This window comes from Brenneria roseae subsp. americana (assembly GCF_003115815.1).
In the GTDB taxonomy this organism is placed as follows: domain Bacteria; phylum Pseudomonadota; class Gammaproteobacteria; order Enterobacterales; family Enterobacteriaceae; genus Brenneria; species Brenneria roseae.
The window spans coordinates 17289-35457 of the sequence record NZ_QDKJ01000017.1 but is presented as its reverse complement, the minus strand read 5'-3'; the positions used below and the strand labels follow the sequence as shown (position 1 = coordinate 35457).

At 50.1% G+C, this 18169-nt stretch carries 16 protein-coding genes and 6 tRNA genes; 14 read left to right on the top strand and 8 right to left on the bottom strand.

From position 1 onward, the window contains the following. Positions 1-55 precede the first annotated feature (55 nt). The 5 genes from B4923_RS18410 to B4923_RS18390 all read left to right on the top strand — a co-directional run bounded on the left by B4923_RS18410 (position 56) and on the right by B4923_RS18390 (position 5413). Positions 56-1213 carry a CdaR family transcriptional regulator gene (locus B4923_RS18410; protein ID WP_109055862.1) on the top strand — a complete coding sequence of 386 codons (1158 nt, stop codon included), beginning with the start codon at positions 56-58 and terminating at the stop codon, positions 1211-1213. A gap of 334 nt (positions 1214-1547) precedes the next feature. Continuing rightward, a complete protein-coding gene (locus B4923_RS18405) occupies positions 1548-2558 on the top strand; it encodes a sulfate ABC transporter substrate-binding protein (RefSeq protein WP_109055817.1) in 1011 nt (336 codons plus the stop codon). Between the two features lie 166 nt (positions 2559-2724). Beyond that, positions 2725-3537: a sulfate ABC transporter permease subunit CysT gene (cysT, locus tag B4923_RS18400; RefSeq protein WP_109055816.1), complete on the top strand. Its 813-nt coding sequence runs from the start codon at positions 2725-2727 to the stop codon at positions 3535-3537. A gap of 12 nt (positions 3538-3549) precedes the next feature. Continuing rightward, positions 3550-4431 carry a sulfate ABC transporter permease subunit CysW gene (gene cysW / locus B4923_RS18395; RefSeq protein WP_109055815.1) on the top strand — a complete coding sequence of 294 codons (882 nt, stop codon included), beginning with the start codon at positions 3550-3552 and terminating at the stop codon, positions 4429-4431. Next, a complete protein-coding gene (locus tag B4923_RS18390) occupies positions 4421-5413 on the top strand; it encodes a sulfate/molybdate ABC transporter ATP-binding protein (protein ID WP_109055814.1) in 993 nt (330 codons plus the stop codon). Before cysW ends, B4923_RS18390 begins: the two co-directional genes overlap by 11 nt. Positions 5414-5606: 193 nt before the next feature. Here the strand turns inward: B4923_RS18390 and B4923_RS18385 are convergent. From B4923_RS18385 to B4923_RS18370, 4 genes are all read right to left on the bottom strand, one after another. Further along, positions 5607-5682 (bottom strand) — tRNA-Lys (locus B4923_RS18385). Between the two features lie 7 nt (positions 5683-5689). Beyond that, positions 5690-5765: transfer RNA gene (locus tag B4923_RS18380), tRNA-Val, on the bottom strand. Positions 5766-5807: 42 nt separating this feature from the next. Then, a tRNA-Val gene (locus B4923_RS18375) sits at positions 5808-5883 on the bottom strand. A gap of 45 nt (positions 5884-5928) precedes the next feature. Next, positions 5929-6004, bottom strand: a tRNA-Val gene (locus B4923_RS18370). Between the two features lie 290 nt (positions 6005-6294). On the opposite strand from B4923_RS18370, the gene gltX reads away from it, so the two are divergent. After that, the gene (gene gltX / locus B4923_RS18365) at positions 6295-7710 is read left to right on the top strand and encodes a glutamate--tRNA ligase (protein WP_109055813.1); all 1416 of its coding nucleotides are present in this window, start codon (positions 6295-6297) and stop codon (positions 7708-7710) included. Between the two features lie 174 nt (positions 7711-7884). Here gltX and B4923_RS18360 read toward each other — a convergent pair whose 3' ends face one another. Continuing rightward, positions 7885-8748 (bottom strand): alpha/beta hydrolase, encoded by an 864-nt coding sequence (locus B4923_RS18360; protein ID WP_245929663.1) that lies wholly within the window; start codon positions 8746-8748, stop codon positions 7885-7887. A gap of 293 nt (positions 8749-9041) precedes the next feature. Between B4923_RS18360 and B4923_RS18355 the strand changes: the two genes are divergently transcribed. Further along, a tRNA-Ala gene (locus B4923_RS18355) sits at positions 9042-9117 on the top strand. 57 nt (positions 9118-9174) lie between these two features. Beyond that, positions 9175-9250, top strand: a tRNA-Ala gene (locus tag B4923_RS18350). A gap of 133 nt (positions 9251-9383) precedes the next feature. Here the strand turns inward: B4923_RS18350 and ung are convergent. Continuing rightward, positions 9384-10070: a uracil-DNA glycosylase gene (gene ung / locus B4923_RS18345; RefSeq protein WP_109055811.1), complete on the bottom strand. Its 687-nt coding sequence runs from the start codon at positions 10068-10070 to the stop codon at positions 9384-9386. A 358-nt stretch (positions 10071-10428) separates the two neighbouring features. Between ung and grcA the strand changes: the two genes are divergently transcribed. Further along, a complete protein-coding gene (gene grcA / locus B4923_RS18340; RefSeq protein ID WP_109055810.1) occupies positions 10429-10812 on the top strand; it encodes an autonomous glycyl radical cofactor GrcA in 384 nt (127 codons plus the stop codon). Positions 10813-10910: 98 nt separating this feature from the next. On the opposite strand, the gene srmB is transcribed toward grcA, so the two are convergent. Continuing rightward, entirely contained in the window at positions 10911-12242 is a 1332-nt protein-coding gene (gene srmB, locus B4923_RS18335; RefSeq protein ID WP_109055809.1) for an ATP-dependent RNA helicase SrmB, read from the bottom strand. A gap of 133 nt (positions 12243-12375) precedes the next feature. On the opposite strand from srmB, the gene trmN reads away from it, so the two are divergent. Continuing rightward, positions 12376-13116, top strand: a complete 741-nt coding sequence (gene trmN, locus B4923_RS18330) for a tRNA(1)(Val) (adenine(37)-N(6))-methyltransferase TrmN (protein WP_109055808.1) — start codon at positions 12376-12378, stop codon at positions 13114-13116. Positions 13117-13254: 138 nt separating this feature from the next. Here trmN and nadB read toward each other — a convergent pair whose 3' ends face one another. Then, on the bottom strand, positions 13255-14856 hold the full coding sequence (gene nadB / locus B4923_RS18325; protein WP_109055807.1) for an L-aspartate oxidase: 1602 nt from the start codon (positions 14854-14856) through the stop codon (positions 13255-13257). Positions 14857-15218: 362 nt separating this feature from the next. Here nadB and rpoE point away from each other — a divergent pair, with 362 nt between their 5' ends. The 4 genes from rpoE to rseC are packed head-to-tail and all read left to right on the top strand — an operon-like array spanning position 15219 to position 17928. Then, positions 15219-15794, top strand: coding sequence for an RNA polymerase sigma factor RpoE (gene rpoE, locus B4923_RS18320; RefSeq protein WP_109055806.1), 576 nt, complete (start codon positions 15219-15221; stop codon positions 15792-15794). A 57-nt stretch (positions 15795-15851) separates the two neighbouring features. After that, the gene (gene rseA, locus B4923_RS18315) at positions 15852-16502 is read left to right on the top strand and encodes an anti-sigma-E factor RseA (protein ID WP_109055805.1); all 651 of its coding nucleotides are present in this window, start codon (positions 15852-15854) and stop codon (positions 16500-16502) included. Continuing rightward, positions 16502-17455, top strand: coding sequence for a sigma-E factor regulatory protein RseB (gene rseB / locus B4923_RS18310; RefSeq protein ID WP_109055804.1), 954 nt, complete (start codon positions 16502-16504; stop codon positions 17453-17455). The genes rseA and rseB overlap by 1 nt, the downstream gene beginning before the upstream one ends. Then, entirely contained in the window at positions 17455-17928 is a 474-nt protein-coding gene (rseC, locus tag B4923_RS18305) for a SoxR-reducing system protein RseC (RefSeq protein WP_109055803.1), read from the top strand. Before rseB ends, rseC begins: the two co-directional genes overlap by 1 nt. The last annotated feature ends 241 nt before the right edge of the window (positions 17929-18169 follow it).

Sequence of the window (18169 nt, the reverse complement as noted above, 5' to 3'; positions counted from 1 at the left end):
GGTAACAAGTGACGTTATGCTGGTGCAATTGTCAGTGTTTCCCGCAGAGGTAGAAATGGCGTCATATCATCTTAATGCCAGGATGGCTCAGGATATTGTTGCACGAACCATGCAGATTATTGATAGTAATATCAATGTGATGGATGCCCGCGGCAAAATCATTGGCAGTGGCGATCAGGAACGATTGGGTGAATTGCACGAGGGAGCATTGCTGGCGCTGTCTCAGGGACGGGTTGTCGACATCGATGATGCGGTCGCCCGTCATTTGCATGGCGTCCGCCCCGGCATCAATCTGCCGTTGCGAATTGATGGCGAAATTGTGGGGGTCATCGGTCTGACCGGAAATCCCGGCCAGCTGCGGCAGTATGGTGAGCTGGTTTGTATGACGGCTGAAATGATGCTGGAGCAGGCGAGGCTGCTGCATATGTTGGCGCAGGATAGCCGTTTGCGCGAAGAGCTGGTTTTGAACCTGATTCGTACCGATGAATTATCTCCTGCGCTGATGGAATGGGCGCAGCGGTTAGGGATCGATCTGAATAAGCCGAGAGTGGTGGCGGTTGTGGAAGTCGATAGCGGACAACTCGGCGTAGATAGCGCAATGGAGGAACTGCAACAGTTGCAAACGTTGCTGACGACGCCAGAGCGCGACAACCTGATTGCCATTGTGTCGCTGACAGAAATGGTGGTACTGAAGCCCGCGTTGAACTGTCACGGTCGCTGGGATGCGGAAGAACATCGTCGCCGGGTCGACAATCTGCTCTCCCGCATGGCGGAAAGCAGCCGTTTTCGGGTTCGTCTGGCATTGGGGAATTACTTTTCCGGCCCCGGCAGCATTGCCCGCTCTTATCGGACCGCCCGAACCACCATGAGCGTCGGCAAGCAGCGTATGCCGTCACAGCGTTGTTATTACTACCAGGATCTGATGCTGCCGGTATTACTGGATAGTTTGCGCGGTGGTTGGCAGGCAAACGAACTGGTGCGTCCTTTGGGCAAACTGAAAGCAATGGATGGCAATGGACTGTTACGCCGGACGCTGGGAGCCTGGTTTCGCAACAATGTTCAACCGGGTGCGACAGCTAAATCGCTGTTTATTCACAGGAATACGCTGGAGTATCGCCTTAATCGCATTTCCGAACTCACCGGACTGGATCTGGGGAATTTCGACGATCGCCTGCTGCTGTATGTCGCCCTACAGCTCGACGAAGAAGACTAGGTACGCACAATCGGGGGATGCGTCAGCTTCGATCTTTAAAGAGGAAGCATGGCGTTATTCCTGTACGGATATTCACTTAGATTGAAAACCATTACATAACCATGAACAATATAACGTGATAGCATAAATTATCGCGAAACAGTATTTTTGCCACTTTCCCATATCCTCTATTGTCACTTCCATGTTGTCAGTCTGATAGCCGTGTTGGTTCAGCACGTAAATCAGTAGCATGCGTCGTTATTTTTATATTCACCTGATTCGATATGTCTTTGCAGTCGCAACGAATAAATCGGACAGGTCGATAAATACTTTCAAATTTTGGGGAGTGATAATAATGTCAATACGTCGTCTGGGGCTATCTGTTGCTACGGCAGCGCTCTTATTTTCTGGCGTCGCCTCTGCGGCGACGGAATTATTGAATGTTTCTTACGATCCCACTCGCGAGCTGTATCAGCAATACAACGCTGCTTTTATCAAGCACTGGAAAGCAACAACGGGTGAGGATATCTCCATCAAGAATTCACACGGCGGTTCAGGCAAGCAGGCGCGTTCTGTTATCGACGGTTTGCAGGCTGATGTCGTCACGCTGGCGCTGGCCGGCGATATTGATGCACTCAATCTGAATCAGCAGATCATCGATCCTAAATGGCAGGCCCGCTTGCCGGATAACAGTACGCCTTATACCTCCACCATTGTATTTCTGGTGAGAAAAGGTAATCCGAAACAAATTAAAGACTGGGGCGATCTGGTTAAGCCGGGCGTGGAGGTCATTACGCCAAACCCGAAAACGTCTGGCGGAGCGCGCTGGAATTTCCTGGCAGCCTGGGCTTATGCCAAAGCGCAGCCCGGCGGCAATGATGAAACGGCGCTGAAGTTTGTCACAGAACTGTATCGTCATGCGCCCGTTCTGGATACGGGGGCCCGCGGCTCAACGATCAGCTTTGTACAGCGCCAGTTAGGTGACGTTCTGCTGGCATGGGAAAACGAAGCGTATCTTTCTCTGCAAGAGCAGGGCGGCGATCAACTCGAGATTATCACGCCATCCTTGTCAATTCTGGCAGAACCGCCGGTTGCCGTGGTAGACAAAGTGGTTGAGCGCAAGGGAACGCAGAAACAGGCGGAGGCCTATTTGCAATACCTTTATAGCGATGAAGCACAGCGCATCATTGGTAAAAACTTCTATCGTCCGCGTAACGCCAAGATTGCTGAAGAATTTAAAGATCAGTTCGCGTCGGTGGAACTGGTGACGATTGATAAAGATTTCGGCGGGTGGGCAGCCGCACAGGAAACCTTTTTTAATGATGGTGGCGTGTTCGATAAAATTTTCCAAGAAATCAATAAGTAACCTATGATTTTCTGATATATGCAGGCCGCTATTTATTCCTGATGGATTTCAACGTGAAAAAGGCCGATATGGTTTCATGTTGAAAGATAAGGGAAATAGCGGCCTTAGTTCGTCGGCAATTATTTAATTGGCCAGGATCTTTGAGCATGACAATTAAAGGCACAGTATGTCGCAGCGTTCTTCCTCGGTGATCCCCGGTTTTGGATTAACTTTGGGCTTTAGCCTGAGTTATTTAGGATTGATTGTCCTTATTCCATTGGCCGGTATGTTTCTTTATGCCAGTCAATTGACGCTGGTACAGTTCTGGGAATTGATTACCAGCCGCCAGGTGCTTTTCTCCCTGCAACTCTCCTTTGGTACTGCGCTGGCGGCTGCCTTTATTAATGGTGTTTTAGGTACGCTGCTGGCATGGGTCTTGGTTCGTTATACGTTCCCGGGACGTAAAATCATTGATGCGATGATCGACATGCCGTTTGCGCTGCCGACGGCAGTCGCCGGGATCGCCCTGACGGCGCTGTATGCGCCAAATGGTCTGATTGGTTCGCTGTTTCCCTTTAAAATTGCCTATACCAGCATCGGGATTACGCTGGCGTTGATTTTCGTCACGCTGCCTTTTGTGGTCCGAACGCTGCAACCCGTTCTGGCGGATATTCCGAAAGAAATTGAAGAAGCGGCGGCGTGTCTTGGCGCTCGTCCATTGCAGGTGTTTCGCCACGTTCTGGTTCCTACATTGTTGCCTGCATGGTTGACCGGCTTTGCGCTGGCTTTTGCGCGCGGCGTTGGGGAATACGGATCTGTGGTATTTATCGCCGGCAACATTCCGTTTAAAACGGAAATTTTGCCGCTGCTGATCGTCTCTAAACTCGATCAGTATGACTATAAAGGGGCAACCGGGATTGGCGTATTTATGCTGCTGGTTTCTTTCATTATGCTGCTGCTGATTAATTTATTGCAGCGTCGTATTCAACCGAAACTGTAAGGCAAGATCGTCATGGAACAGGTTATTTCCTCTCAATCCCGTGTGCAGAAAGCCAAAAAACAATCGGCCGCGTATTACATATTGGTGTCGCTGGCGTGGATTGTGTTTTTCCTGATTTTGGTGTTGCCTTTGCTGATGGTGGTGACTCAAGGTCTGGATAAAGGCATTGGGGCATTCTGGGATGCAATCTCTGAGCCTGATGCCGTTTCGGCACTGAAACTGACCTTACTGGCAACGGCGATTTCCGTACCGCTGAACGTGGTTTTCGGGTTGACAACGGCATGGTGTATAACCAAATTTGAATTTCGTGGCAAGAGTCTGCTGCTGGCGCTGATTGACCTGCCATTTTCCGTTTCACCCGTAGTAGCCGGGCTGGTTTATGTGCTGTTGTTTGGTGCTCAAAGCAAGCTCTATCCCTTCCTGACGGCTCATAATCTGGAAATTGTTTATGCGGTTCCGGGCATTGTGCTGGCGACCATTTTTGTCACGCTGCCCTATGTCGCGCGCGAGCTGATCCCGCTGATGGAGCAACAAGGGTCTCAGGAGGAAGAGGCCGCGAGATTGCTGGGCGCCAATGGTTGGCAGATGTTCTGGCACATTACGCTGCCGAATGTGAAGTGGGCGCTTATTTACGGTGTCGTGCTCTGTACAGCCAGAGCAATGGGGGAATTTGGTGCGGTATCCGTTATTTCCGGCCATATACGCGGGCTGACTAATACGCTGCCGCTGCATATCGAGATTCTTTATAACGAATATAACATCGTCGCTGCTTTCAGCGTCGCAATTCTACTGCTGGTGATGTCGCTGGTGGTTCTGTTGCTGCGCCAGTGGAGCGAAAGCAGGTTGACGAAGCAAATACAGAAACAACAGGAGCTGACCAAAAATGAGCATTGAGATCCGCAATATTAATAAACAATTTGGTCAGTTTCAGGCACTGAACGAAATCAATCTGGCCATTCAGAGCGGCGAACTGGTGGCGCTTCTGGGGCCGTCCGGATGTGGCAAAACCACGTTGTTGCGTATTATCGCGGGTCTGGAACAACCGGACAGCGGCAGCATCATTTTTCATGGCGAAGATGTCTCCGTTCACGATGTCCGTAAGCGTAATGTCGGTTTTGTTTTTCAGCATTATGCGCTGTTCCGACATATGTCCGTGTTTGACAACGTGGCGTTTGGGTTGCGAATGAAACCGAAAAGCATTCGTCCCTCAAAGCGTGAAATTGAACAAAAAGTGCATGAATTACTGAATCTGGTCCAGTTGGACTGGCTGGCGGATCGTTATCCTGAACAGCTTTCTGGCGGACAGCGCCAGCGCATTGCGCTGGCTCGTGCGTTGATTGTCGAACCCAGTATTCTGTTGTTGGATGAGCCTTTTGGCGCGCTGGATGCCAAAGTCCGTAAAGAGTTGCGCCGTTGGTTATCCCAGTTACATGAAAACATCAATCTGACATCGGTATTCGTAACGCACGATCAGGAAGAGGCAATGGAAGTTGCCGATCGTATTGTACTGATGAACAAAGGTGTCATTGAGCAGATTGGTTCCCCGGATGAAGTCTATAATCGGCCTGCAAGTGAGTTCGTTTATCACTTCCTGGGAGACAGCAACCGACTGAAGATCGCGCAGACCGATGAAACCATTCTGTTCCGGCCGCATGAAGTCGCTTTGTCCACGCAGGCTCAGGAGGGATACCAGCCCGTTGTGGTGCGGGATATTCGCCCGCTTGGCGCGTTGACTCGTCTGTCATTGAAACTGGGCGATGAGCAGGAGCTGATAGAAGCGGAAGTGGCAAAAGACGATTTGAGCCTGCATGGTTTGCAAAAAGGGGATGTCATTCAGTTCAAACCCAAACGTTATAACCATGATTGGGAAATTTAATGATTGTGCGGTAATGCTTCCGCTATAAAAAACGCCCGGTAAGGGCGTTTTTTACATCAGTAAATGATAGGCGCCGCGATAAAATAATAGGTAAAGCGTTTTTAAAGCATGATGAGGAACAGAAAAGGCATGGATTCGCGATATGGGTTAAACAAGGTGGAATGACTTCAGGAGGATGAAACTCTGGGGGAATTGGTGGGTCGTGCAGGATTCGAACCTGCGACCAATTGATTAAAAGTCAACTGCTCTACCAACTGAGCTAACGACCCGCAGAAGTGGTGGGTGATGACGGGATCGAACCGCCGAACCCCTCCTTGTAAGGGAGGTGCTCTCCCAGCTGAGCTAATCACCCACTTCTGTACTCCATTCAACAAGAAGGCAGCTGGTATGAGATTGGTGGGTGATGACGGGATCGAACCGCCGACCCCCTCCTTGTAAGGGAGGTGCTCTCCCAGCTGAGCTAATCACCCAATCTCAAATCTTCTTGCTTTACACAACGCAGCACTCTAATCGATTGGTGGGTGATGACGGGATCGAACCGCCGACCCCCTCCTTGTAAGGGAGGTGCTCTCCCAGCTGAGCTAATCACCCTCGCTGTGTGGAGTCGCATTATAGGGATAGTTGAAAGTGAGTCAACGCTTTTTAAATCTAAAATGGTTGTTCGTTGTAAAATTAGTCAGGGCGCGTTATTTCTGGCCGCGGATGTCGCTTCTTTATTCAATTCTGCGGGTAATCGATAGATTTCGGCGGTAATAAACGCCGGTGTGACGAGTTACAGCGTTGAGGAATCGGGGCAGAATGATAGAATGTTGCCCACTTTTGTATTTGAACTCATGTCGGTATACGCCGACAGCCGTTGCGTAATAAGGCTTTAATCCCAAATGAAAATCAAAACCCGTTTCGCACCCAGCCCAACTGGCTATCTGCATGTCGGTGGTGCCCGTACCGCACTTTATTCCTGGTTGTTTGCCCGTCATCAGGGCGGTGAGTTTGTTCTGCGTATTGAAGATACTGACCTGGAACGTTCCACACAGGAAGCGATCGAGGCCATTATGGATGGTATGAACTGGCTGAACCTGGATTGGGATGAAGGTCCGTACTACCAAACCAAACGTTTCGATCGTTATAACGCAGTTATCGACCAGATGCTGGAAAACGATACGGCTTATAAATGCTACTGCTCTAAAGAGCGTCTGGAAGCGCTGCGTGAACAGCAGATGGAAAACGGTGAAAAACCGCGTTATGACGGCCACTGCCGCGATTCTCACGAACACCATACTGACGATGAGCCGCATGTCGTTCGTTTCCGTAACCCACAGGACGGTTCCGTTATTTTTAATGACCGTATCCGTGGGCCGATTGAGTTCAGCAATCAGGAACTGGATGACTTGATCATTCGCCGTACCGATGGCTCGCCGACCTATAACTTCTGTGTGGTGATTGATGACTGGGATATGGAAATCACGCACGTGATCCGTGGTGAAGACCATATCAATAATACGCCGCGCCAAATTAATATCTTGAAAGCATTGGGCGCGCCAGTCCCGGAATATGCGCATGTTTCCATGATCCTGGGGGACGATGGCAAGAAGCTGTCCAAACGCCACGGTGCGGTCGGTGTAATGCAGTATCGTGATGATGGTTACCTGCCAGAGGCCTTGCTTAACTATCTGGTCCGTTTGGGGTGGTCCTCCGGCGATCAGGAGATTTTCTCCATTGAAGAAATGAAAGCGCTGTTTTCACTGGATGCTGTCAGCAAATCAGCCAGCGCCTTTAATACGGAAAAACTTCAGTGGTTGAATCACTACTATATTAACCATTTGCCTGCGGAATATGTGGCGACGCATTTATCATGGCACGTTGAGCAGGCTGGTATTGATACCCGCAATGGCCCGCAATTGAGCGAACTGGTGACGCTATTGGGAGAGCGTTGTAAGACGCTGAAAGAAATTGCTGCTTCTTGCCGTTATTTCTATGAAGATTTTGATCAGTTTGATGCCGACGCCGCGAAGAAACATTTGCGTCCCGTCGCTCGTCAGCCGCTGGAGCTGGTACGAGCGAAGCTAGCCGCTATCACTGACTGGACGGCAGAGAATATTCATCATGCCATTCAGGGAACGGCCGATGAGCTGGGACAAGGGATGGGGAAAGTCGGGATGCCGCTTCGCGTCGCCGTTACGGGCGCGGGGCAGTCTCCTGGCGTTGATGTGACCGTGCAAGCGGTAGGCCAACAGCGTTCTCTGGCGCGTATTGATAAAGCGCTGGCGTTCATTGCCGAACGTGAAGCTCAGCAGTGATGGTTGCTTTCAGGTAACGGATAAAAAATCCCGGCTTAATTGGCCGGGATTTTTTATGGGGGGAGGCTTCGGGTCGTTGCTGCAATGTTCTATGCGGCGTCCTGACAGAACATGGCTTCTCAACATAGCGCGTTTCGGCGTTTTTCCGTGTTGATCAGCCATTGATTGCGCGCATTATTGTCCTGCAATCACCACTGCCTTTCCCATCGCATCAGGGATGACGCTACCGTGATTCTTGCCAGGGAACAGAATGAATTCTGCATTGGTTCCTTGTGCTTTTAATTGCGCGGCCAAGGTTTTCGCTTTCATTACCAATTTTCTCCGGTTTTTCCGTTCTTCTCGCTCGGCGTCAATGGGCTGTCCTGCGTTAACCTTTTCTGGCGCATCTTCATATTCACCGGCACTCAGCGTGATGGACAGTGGCGGTGTACTCAGCAATGGTGTTCTTGCCGGTATAACCACGCCGTTACCCCACCAGATGGACGGGCTGGCCGCGACATAGCGCTGGAAAGATTCGCTGTGATTAAACAGCGTATAAAGTGTAAACAATCCCCCAAAGGAGTGCCCGGCGAGCGTTTGTTTTTGGGTATTAACCGGATAACGCGCTTCGGCCCAGGGTTTCACCTGGTTTTGCAGGAACTGATAAAAATCTTCAGCTTCCCCGCCTGCCGCAAAATCGGGCTCGCGGATTGTCGTCGGTGGCGTATAGTCCCGGGTTCTGGCCGGAACATCGTAGGCCTGGGTTATCTGATAACCGATGGCGACGATCAACGGCGCAGGGCCATTTTCTTCTTTATAGCTGTTTACGGCAAAAGGGAACTGCGCATTGCCGTCCAACATATAGAGAACGGGATAACCCGCCTGGGGCACTGCCTGACGTGGTATGGCAACGAAAAGACGATAGGCATGCTGCTTACCGCTTTGCATATCAAACTGCTGAATCTCGAAATGGCGTTGTGCCTGCTCACTTATTACCGGAATACTGGGCTGTGCCCGAGCGGGAAGAATACAGGAAACCATCAGTGTAAAAGCAATCATAGAAAAATAGCGCATGTGGTGACTTATGGGGTCGTGTGAGCTTAAGGTAAAAAGATGATAATAAATCACGTTATCATTAGCAGCTTCTTTTTATCGCACTTGGTTGGGCAAGCCGGTATTTCAATAAGATGTTGCAAACCTATGGCAATATTTTATCTATTGCAACGGGTGTTTGGCGGCTTTTTCAGCGGTTGACTGCATAAAAAGATTTAGCCGTTGACACTGTTAAGCGGGTTTCATATTATGCGACCCGTTCGCACGGAACTCTACTTAAGTATGGGTCTGTAAGAGACGGGGCTATAGCTCAGCTGGGAGAGCGCTTGCATGGCATGCAAGAGGTCAGCGGTTCGATCCCGCTTAGCTCCACCAAACCTTGATGGTTTGGTTCTGTGATTTAGTTTTGAGTGTGCGACATTCCACTTATGTGGGGCTATAGCTCAGCTGGGAGAGCGCTTGCATGGCATGCAAGAGGTCAGCGGTTCGATCCCGCTTAGCTCCACCAAATCGATATTCCGCTTTACAATTTCCCGTTATTCGCTGTTATTTCCGCTATCTGTTTCCTGACTTTTCATCAATAAATAATTGACTTCATTACCGTGCTGTTTACTGCCTCCGGTCACGAAGGCAGGGGGAATTTATGCGTTGTCAGGTAAACGTGGCGTCCAATCGATGGGTGTTAAACCCTGTTTCTCAAGAATCTGATTGGTTTGCGAAAAGTGCTTACATCCCAAAAATCCACGATGCGCGGATAAAGGGGATGGGTGGGGAGCTCTCAATACATGATGGCGCTGACGATCAATAATGCTGCCCTTTTTCTGGGCATGGGAACCCCACAGCAGAAAGACAATCCCTTCACAATTTTCATTCAGGGCGGCGATAACGCGGTCGGTAAAGGTTTCCCATCCCAGATTGGCATGTGAGTGTGCTTGCCCCGCCTCAACCGTCAACACGGTATTGAGTAACAAAACACCTTGTTCAGCCCAGCTTTGCAGAAATCCATGATGAGGGATCTCAAACCCTGGAATATCGGTGGCCAGCTCTTTATAGATATTTACCAGCGATGGCGGCGCCGGAATACCGGGGCGAACGGAAAACGATAATCCGTGAGCCTGATTGGGGCCGTGATAGGGATCCTGACCCAGAATGACAACTTTGACCTGATACAGTTCGGTAAACCGGAACGCGTTGAATACATCCTTCTGGGGAGGATAGATGGTTTTTCCGGCGGCGCGCTCTTTACCAATGAATTCAAGCGTATTCACAAAATAAGGTTGCTGTTTTTCTTGTGCCAGCACATCGTGCCAGGTGAGGGAAGTCGCCATCATGCACTCTTTCAAGGTGAATTTTCATGAAGATAGCTTACCGATCAATTGTGTTGAGGTAAAATCGTAGCGACAAAAAAATGACCGCCCTCCTGATTTCTTGAAAAAAAATTGAATATTTACAAAAATATTTGTAATTGGTTTTGTGGGTTTAATTGATATAAAACAATAAATTGCCATCTATCGCTGCTTTGATGTGATTTTAAAATTGATTTAAATCAAAGATGTGTAGTGATTGTACTGGTATACAGGGAGTCAGATTCAATCGGTTTTATTTAATCGTTAAATATTAATGGCAGTTTGTTACTGATACCGATTTTCAATTAAGACAATAACACGCCGTTTTACGGAGGCAATAATGGTTACTGGTATTCAAATCACCAAGGCGAACAACAGCGCTCTGATCAATTCCTTCTGGCTGCTGGATGAAGAAAAATCCCAGGCACGTTGCGTTTGTGCAAAGTCCGGCTATAGCGAAGATGAGGTTGTTGCGGTCAGCGATCTGGGGCAGATCGAATATCGCGAAATCCCGTTGGAAATCAAACCTGAAGTGCGTGTAGAAGGTGGTCAACACCTGAACGTGAACGTTCTGCGCCGTGAAACGCTGGAAGACGCGGTTAAGCATCCGGAAAAATACCCGCAGTTGACCATTCGTGTTTCTGGCTATGCGGTACGTTTTAACTCTCTGACGCCAGAACAACAGCGCGACGTTATTACTCGTACTTTTACAGAAAGTCTGTAAGTCGCGTTGTTCGTTTTACCCCAATAAAATCAAAGGGAGCGAAAGCTCCCTTTTTGTATTTGCACGTTTGGTGTCAGCCCGTTTTTAAACAACCGATGTTATTCGCTGGCTGACTCATCCGCTTTTTTAGCGGGCTGGCGGCGTTTACCGACATTTTTACTATCGCGATGGCGCACTTTCACCCTCACTTTCGCTTTTTCTTTGTCCTGCTCTTTCTTCTCTTTTCGTTTGGCCAACGCTTTCTTTGATGGTTTCCCGGTTATTTTGGCGCTGGGCGCTTTTGTTGCCGGTCGTAGTTCATCAATGACTCTGGGTTTCAGCGGTTCATTTAAATAACGGGTGATCTTGCCGAGTAACAGATGATCGTGTGCTTCGACGAATGAAATCGCGCAGCCTTTACGTCCTGCGCGACCGGTACGTCCGATACGATGCAGGTAAGTGTCAGCCGTGCGCGGCAGGTCAAAGTTAAATACGTGGCTGACATCGTTGATGTCGATACCGCGCGCAGCCACATCGGTTGCAACCAGCACATTCACCCGGCCGTCACTCAGGCGTTTGATGGCTTCATTACGTTTGGCCTGCACCATTTCGCCTTCAAGATAGCAGGCGGTAATTCCGGCTTCGCGCAGCCAGGCAACCAGCTCATGAACACGCTCGCGCTTGCGGACAAAAATAATCGAACGGGTCGCATCCGGTTGCTTCAACTGGTGGCAGAGCAGGGCGGTTTTGTGTTTGATGTCGTCAGCCCGGTAATACCATTGCAGAATTTTTTTGCGTTCCCGACGTGAGGGATCGGCTTCTACCTCGACAGGATCATTCAACAGACGCTCGGCAAAATCTTTAATCGCCTCGCCTTCCAGCGTCGCGGAAAATAACAGCGTTTGCTTGCGCCAGCGGGTTTCGCCTGCAATATGTTCGATATCCTGTGCGAATCCCATATCCAGCATTCTGTCTGCTTCATCCAGAATCAGGGTTTCGACAGCGCGGCAGTCAAAGTTTTCTTCTTTTATGTATTGCAGCAGGCGTCCCGTTGTTGCAACGACCACATCCTGATTTTCACTGAATACCTCCGCGTGGTTCATATACGCCACGCCGCCGGTGATCGTCGCGATATCCAGGTGCGTATGCGCCGCGATGGTCCGTGCCTGGTCGGCGACCTGCATGGCAAGTTCACGGGTCGGCGTCAGGATCAAAATGCGAGGCGGCCCGGATTTTTTACGAGGGAAATCTAAAAGATGCTGCAAGACCGGCAACAGATATGCGGCTGTTTTGCCGGTGCCTGTCGGAGCCGAGCCGAGCACGTCGCGGCCCTCCATCGCTGGTGGAATCGCTGCCAGCTGGATGGCTGTCGGGCGTTCATAACCCATATCACGCAGTGCGTCTAGCAGGCTGTCATCAAGATCAAGCTCGGAAAAATTTGTTGCAGTCATGGTCTACCTCTGTTTGGGGCGCCGATTATAGACGCATTAGCCGGGTACTTCACCTGTTTAAACAGGCAACGGCACTTTTCCTGTATTGAGGATTAACTTATGCTACGGCAGTTTTAGTCTGGAACCATCGATAATGAGTCATGATAATAAACCGACATTGCGTCGAGATGGATTTACCTTCAAGCAATTTTTTGTCGCGCACGATCGCTGTGCAATGAAGGTCGGTACCGATGGTATATTGCTGGGGGCCTGGGCGCCGCTCTCTGGCGCGCGGCGCATACTGGATATTGGCTGCGGTTCGGGACTGATTGCATTGATGCTGGCTCAGCGCGCCGATAACGATGTTTATATTGATGCTGTTGAATTGGACGCGGGCGCAAGCCAGCAGGCGTTGGATAATATCACGGCCTCTCCGTGGGCCGATCGCATGCGCGTTTATGCTGGCGGCATTGTAGATTTCACCGCCACCGCCGAGAACGATTACTCATTGATTGTCAGTAATCCCCCCTATTTTTCGCCGGGCGTCGCCTGTTCAAGCGAATTACGCACCCAGGCCCGTTATACCACGTCGCTGACTCATGACATCCTGCTCGATTGCGCCCGGCAGCTGATTGCCCCTGATGGCTTATTTTGTGTGGTGCTGCCTGTTCGGGTGGCAGAAGATTTTTTGCCGCTGGCGCATCAGTGCGGCTGGTTTGTCCGTCGGCATATGACAATAACTGAGTCTGATTCCCGGCCCGCGCATCGTGTGCTGATAGCATTATCCCGGCAACCGGGGGAGAGCCTGACGCAGCGTTTGGTTATTCGTGACGGAGACAGGGGATACTCTTCTGATTTTCAGCAACTGACAAAAGATTTTTACCTCTTTATGTAGGTTTGGCGAAAATCGTTATGCGTGTACTGATAAAGGCGGAGATTTAAGACCACGGCGTGAGGCCAGTTTGAAACCTCCATCGCCGTGTTTGCGTCAACATCCCATTTATGTCGCGACTGGCTACATAAAGGTGACGTGCTAGGGCGTCAGGATGGTTGGCTGTGGCATATCGAACTGTTCTGGATAATCCAGCGTATAGTGCAGCCCGCGACTTTCTTTCCTTTCCAGCGCACAGCGCACAATTAACTCCGCAACCTGAACCAGATTACGCAATTCCAACAGGTTATTGGAGATGCGAAAATGAGCGTAATACTCATCAATTTCTTGTTGCAGCATGATGATACGACGTCGTGCACGTTCAAGCCGTTTGGTGGTCCGGACGATCCCGACGTAGTCCCACATAAACAGGCGTAATTCATGCCAATTATGCTGAATAACAACCTGTTCGTCCGAATTATCGACCTGGCTTTCATCCCATTCGGGCAGTTTCTTGATGGGCTTTATCTGCGGCAGACGTTGCAGAATATCTTCTGCTGCCGACCAGCCGTATACCAGACACTCCAATAATGAGTTCGATGCCATACGGTTTGCGCCATGCAAGCCGGTATAGCTGACCTCGCCAATCGCATATAACCCGTCGAGATCGGTACGCCCGTGCTGATCGACCATAACGCCACCGCAGGTGTAGTGTGCTGCCGGAACGATAGGAATCGGCTCCAGAGTCAAATCAATGCCCAGTGATAACAGCTTTTCGTAGATGGTCGGAAAATGCTGTTTAATGAATTCGGCAGGTTTATGGCTGATATCCAGATACATGCAGTCTGCGCCGAGGCGTTTCATCTCGTGGTCGATTGCTCTTGCAACCACATCGCGCGGCGCCAGTTCTCCCCGGGAATCAAAGTCTGGCATGAAACGGGAGCCGTCAGGGCGTTTCAGGTAAGCGCCTTCGCCACGCAATGCTTCTGTCAGCAGGAAGTTTCGCGCCTGCGGATGGAATAAACAGGTTGGATGGAACTGGTTGAATTCGAGATTCGCCACCCGGCAACCGGCTCGCCAGGCCATGGCAATACCATCGCCAGATGAAATATCCGGGTTGGTGGTGTACTGGTAGACCTTGGATGCGCCCCCGGTAGCCAGAACCACGGTTTTCGCCCGGCAGGATTCCACCATTTCCCGTTCCCGATTCCATATATAAGCGCCGACGATACGCCGCGTACCGGGCAGCCCCAGCTTATTGGAGGTAATCAGGTCAACGGCGTTGCAGCGTTCCATGATCCGGATATTCGGATGCGCCAGCGCCTGGCCGACCAGCGTATTCTCGACTTCTTTTCCCGTGGCATCGGCGGCATGCAGGATCCTGCGGTGGCTATGTCCGCCTTCACGGGTAAGATGATAACGTTCTTCACCACTGGTGCTGGTTTCAGTATCAAACAGTACGCCTTGTTTGATTAACCACTGTACACAGTGTTTGGCATTGCTGGCGATGAATTCGACGGCTTCACGTTCACATAAACCATCACCCGCGATCAATGTGTCTTCAATGTGCGAGTCGATACTGTCAGTTTCATCAAAAACAGCCGCAATTCCGCCCTGAGCATAAAACGTTGCGCCCTCGTTCAGCGGGCCTTTACTGAGAACGGTAACGTTTGCCTGGGAAGCAAGACGAAGAGCAAGAGAAAGCCCGGCAGCACCGCTGCCGATGATTAATACATCACAGGAATGTTCTACGGTCGGTTGCATGTTAGTGCCATTGATGCAAGAAAAAAGAGGTGAATTGATGTTAGCACCCAATTATTTATTCATGTATTGATTTTTCACTCCTGTAAAGATGTATAAATACCGGGCGTCAGAACGGTGAGAATCGTGCTAATGCTATGAATTTATCGTATGATCCCCGTCATATGCCCCTGATAAGTCCAAAAAATGGATTGTTCCAGTATCAGTGTTCGGGGCGATAACGATAGCGCTATAGAAGAAAAAATGATTACCAGGAACTTTATGCCGGGTGTTGGCTCTAAGCTAGAGCTTGCTCTGGTATAACTTAATATGGCTGGCAGTACTATTTTACGTGTGGAGATCGGTTTGAGGAGATATTACCTCGGATGAGTGAGCAGCTGGCAGATCAAGTACTAGTCGAGCGAGTCCAGAAAGGCGATCAAAAATCGTTTAATTTGCTGGTCGTTCGCTACCAGCATAAGGTGGCGAGTCTGGTGTCGCGCTATGTGCCCCAGGGGGACGTGCCTGACGTGGTACAGGAGTCGTTTATCAAAGCATATCGCGCATTGGAGTCATTCCGTGGTGATAGTGCCTTTTATACGTGGCTGTATCGTATAGCCGTGAATACAGCGAAAAACTATCTGGTAGCGCAGGGCCGCCGTCCCCCATCCAGCGACATTGATGCCAATGACGCTGAAAACTATGAAAATGCGGGCGCATTGAAAGAAATTTCGAACCCTGAGAATTTAATGTTGTCTGAGGAATTACGAAGCATAGTTTTTCGCACTATAGAGTCTTTACCGGAAGATTTGCGACTGGCAATTACGCTGCGTGAATTGGATGGATTGAGCTACGAAGAGATCGCCGTGATTATGGATTGTCCCGTCGGCACTGTTCGTTCTCGTATCTTCCGGGCACGGGAAGCAATTGATAATAAAGTACAACCGCTTATTCGGCGTTAGCTCGTTTTTAGCTAGTCGCATGACTAATGATGGATTTGACAAGGTAAGGGTGTCGGTATGCAGAAAGAGAAGCTTTCCGCTTTAATGGATGGTGAGACAGTCGATTCTGAGTTGCTGAAGGCTTTGTCACAGGATGACAAGCTGCAGCAACAGTGGCAAAGTTATCATCTGATTCGCGATACGTTGCGTGGTGATATCGATGAAAAAGTCATTCATCTGGATATCGCTTCCCGTGTTGCTGCCGCAATTGAAAAAGAGCCTGTTCGTCTGGTTCCTCAAGCGCAACCCGAGTCTCAGCCACATCCTGCGCGGTGGTCTCAAATGCCGTTCTGGCATAAAGTTCGCCCTTGGGCGGGTCAATTGACTCAGGTCGGTGTTGCTGCCTGTGTGTCTCTGGCCGTGATTGTGGGCATTCAGAATTATGATCGCCCAGACGTTTCGGAAGGCGCAACCGAGTCTGCGTCGTTCCGGACATTGCCTGCGTTGGGAACCGCTTCTCCGGTTAGTCTGGGAACACCTCAAGACGGTGTGTCTGCCCATAATAACGGACAGCAAAAGTACGACGCGCAGCGTAACCGCCTCAATGCTATTTTGCAGGATTATGAATTACAGCGCCGCCTGCATGCTGAACAGGTTCAACTGCATGATGATCAGCAAGCTGCCATTCAGGTCCCTGGAACTCAATCATTAGGAACTCAGCCTCGGTAATGAAGCGTGTTTTGTTTGCCGCCTGTTTGCTGATTGGCAGTCTGTTCTATTCCACACTCGCCCCGGCTCAAACTGAGTCCGGGGCGTTGTTGCAACAGATGAACAGCGCCAGTCGTTCATTAAGTTACGAACTTTCTTTTATCAACATCACCCAGCAAGGATTCGAGTCAGTCAGATACCGGCATGCTATGCTGAATAATCGTTCTCTGGCGCAGCTTGTGCTGATGGATGGGCCAAGGCGTGAAATCGTACAGCGTGGTAATGAAATCAGCTATTTTGATTCCGGGCTTGAACCTTTTACGCTGACGGGCGATCACATCGTTGATTCGTTGCCCGCTCTGGTTTATGCGGATTTCAAAAAACTCGCGATGTACTACGATTTCGTCCCTGCTGATGGGCGAGTGCGTATTGCCGATCGTTTAGCGGTGGGCATCCGGATCATTTCTCGAGACGCCACGCGCTACAGCTATGCCGTCTGGGTCGATGCCCAGTCCAAGCTGCCTTTGCGGATAGATTTGCAGGATCGGAATGGTGAGCGTCTGGAACAGTTTCTGGTGACTTCGCTGATTATCGATAATGAGATTATAGAAGCCCTGCGGCCGCTGGAACGTATCAATTTGCCACCTTCACTGCCTGCACCAACGCCGGAAAACGTCAGTTTTCCCTGGAGTGCGGAGTGGCTGCCCGTAGGGATGAAAGAGGTTTCGCGCAGTCGTAGAATACTGTCGGGGACCAATCTTCCCATTGAGACGCGTTTATACAGCGATGGTTTGTTCAGCTTTTCGATTAATGTCAGTCCTTCTCCTGATGTCCGCCCCGAACAAGCAATACGTACTGGAAGACGGTCAATACATACGGAAGTTCATAATAATAACGAAATCACCGTTGTCGGCGAGATCCCACCCGCCACGGCTAAACGTATTGCAGACAATGTTATCCAGAAGGCGCAGTAATGATTAAAGAGTGGGCAACGGTTGTTTCATGGCAGAATGGCATTGCTGTTGTGCGCTGTGAGCAGAGTTCCGGATGCGGGGGCTGTAAATCCCGCTCGACCTGCGGCACCGGGTTGCTGAATCAGCTCGGCGCTTCTGCCGAACATCTCTTGACGGTGCCTTGTGCACAACCGCTTGAGGCCGGGCAGCAAATTGAATTGGGCATCGCCGAAGGCAGCCTGCTGCGTTCGGCGATGATGGTCTATTTTTTGCCTCTGCTGGGATTGTTTATCGGTTCGGCGTTGTTCCAGATGTTTTTTGGCAGTGAATTGTCCGCCATTGTCGGGGCGTTTGTCGGCGGTGGTCTGGTTTTTGTGTCGGTAAAACATTGGGCCAGGCGATTGGGTAAAAATAATCGTTATGAGCCCATTATCCTGCAAATTGTGCTACCCGGTGAACTCTTGCAAATTCAGACCGCCGCCCAGTCGTCGTAGCGGCGTTTATTTGCGTCTTGCCGCTGTCAGTGCCTCTTGATTATCCTGTGCTATTTTCATCAATTATCATCCGTTTACTCTCTGCTTTTGTCTTGCTCCTTCGCCATTCCGAATAAAACGGTCAGAATCAATGGTAATGCACGGGACATGACTAGGTTTTCGCTCTTCTGACATGTAGAATGCTGCGATTCGGGTGGAATAACATCGCGGCTGTTTTCACCTAATGCGCATGCCCATCGGC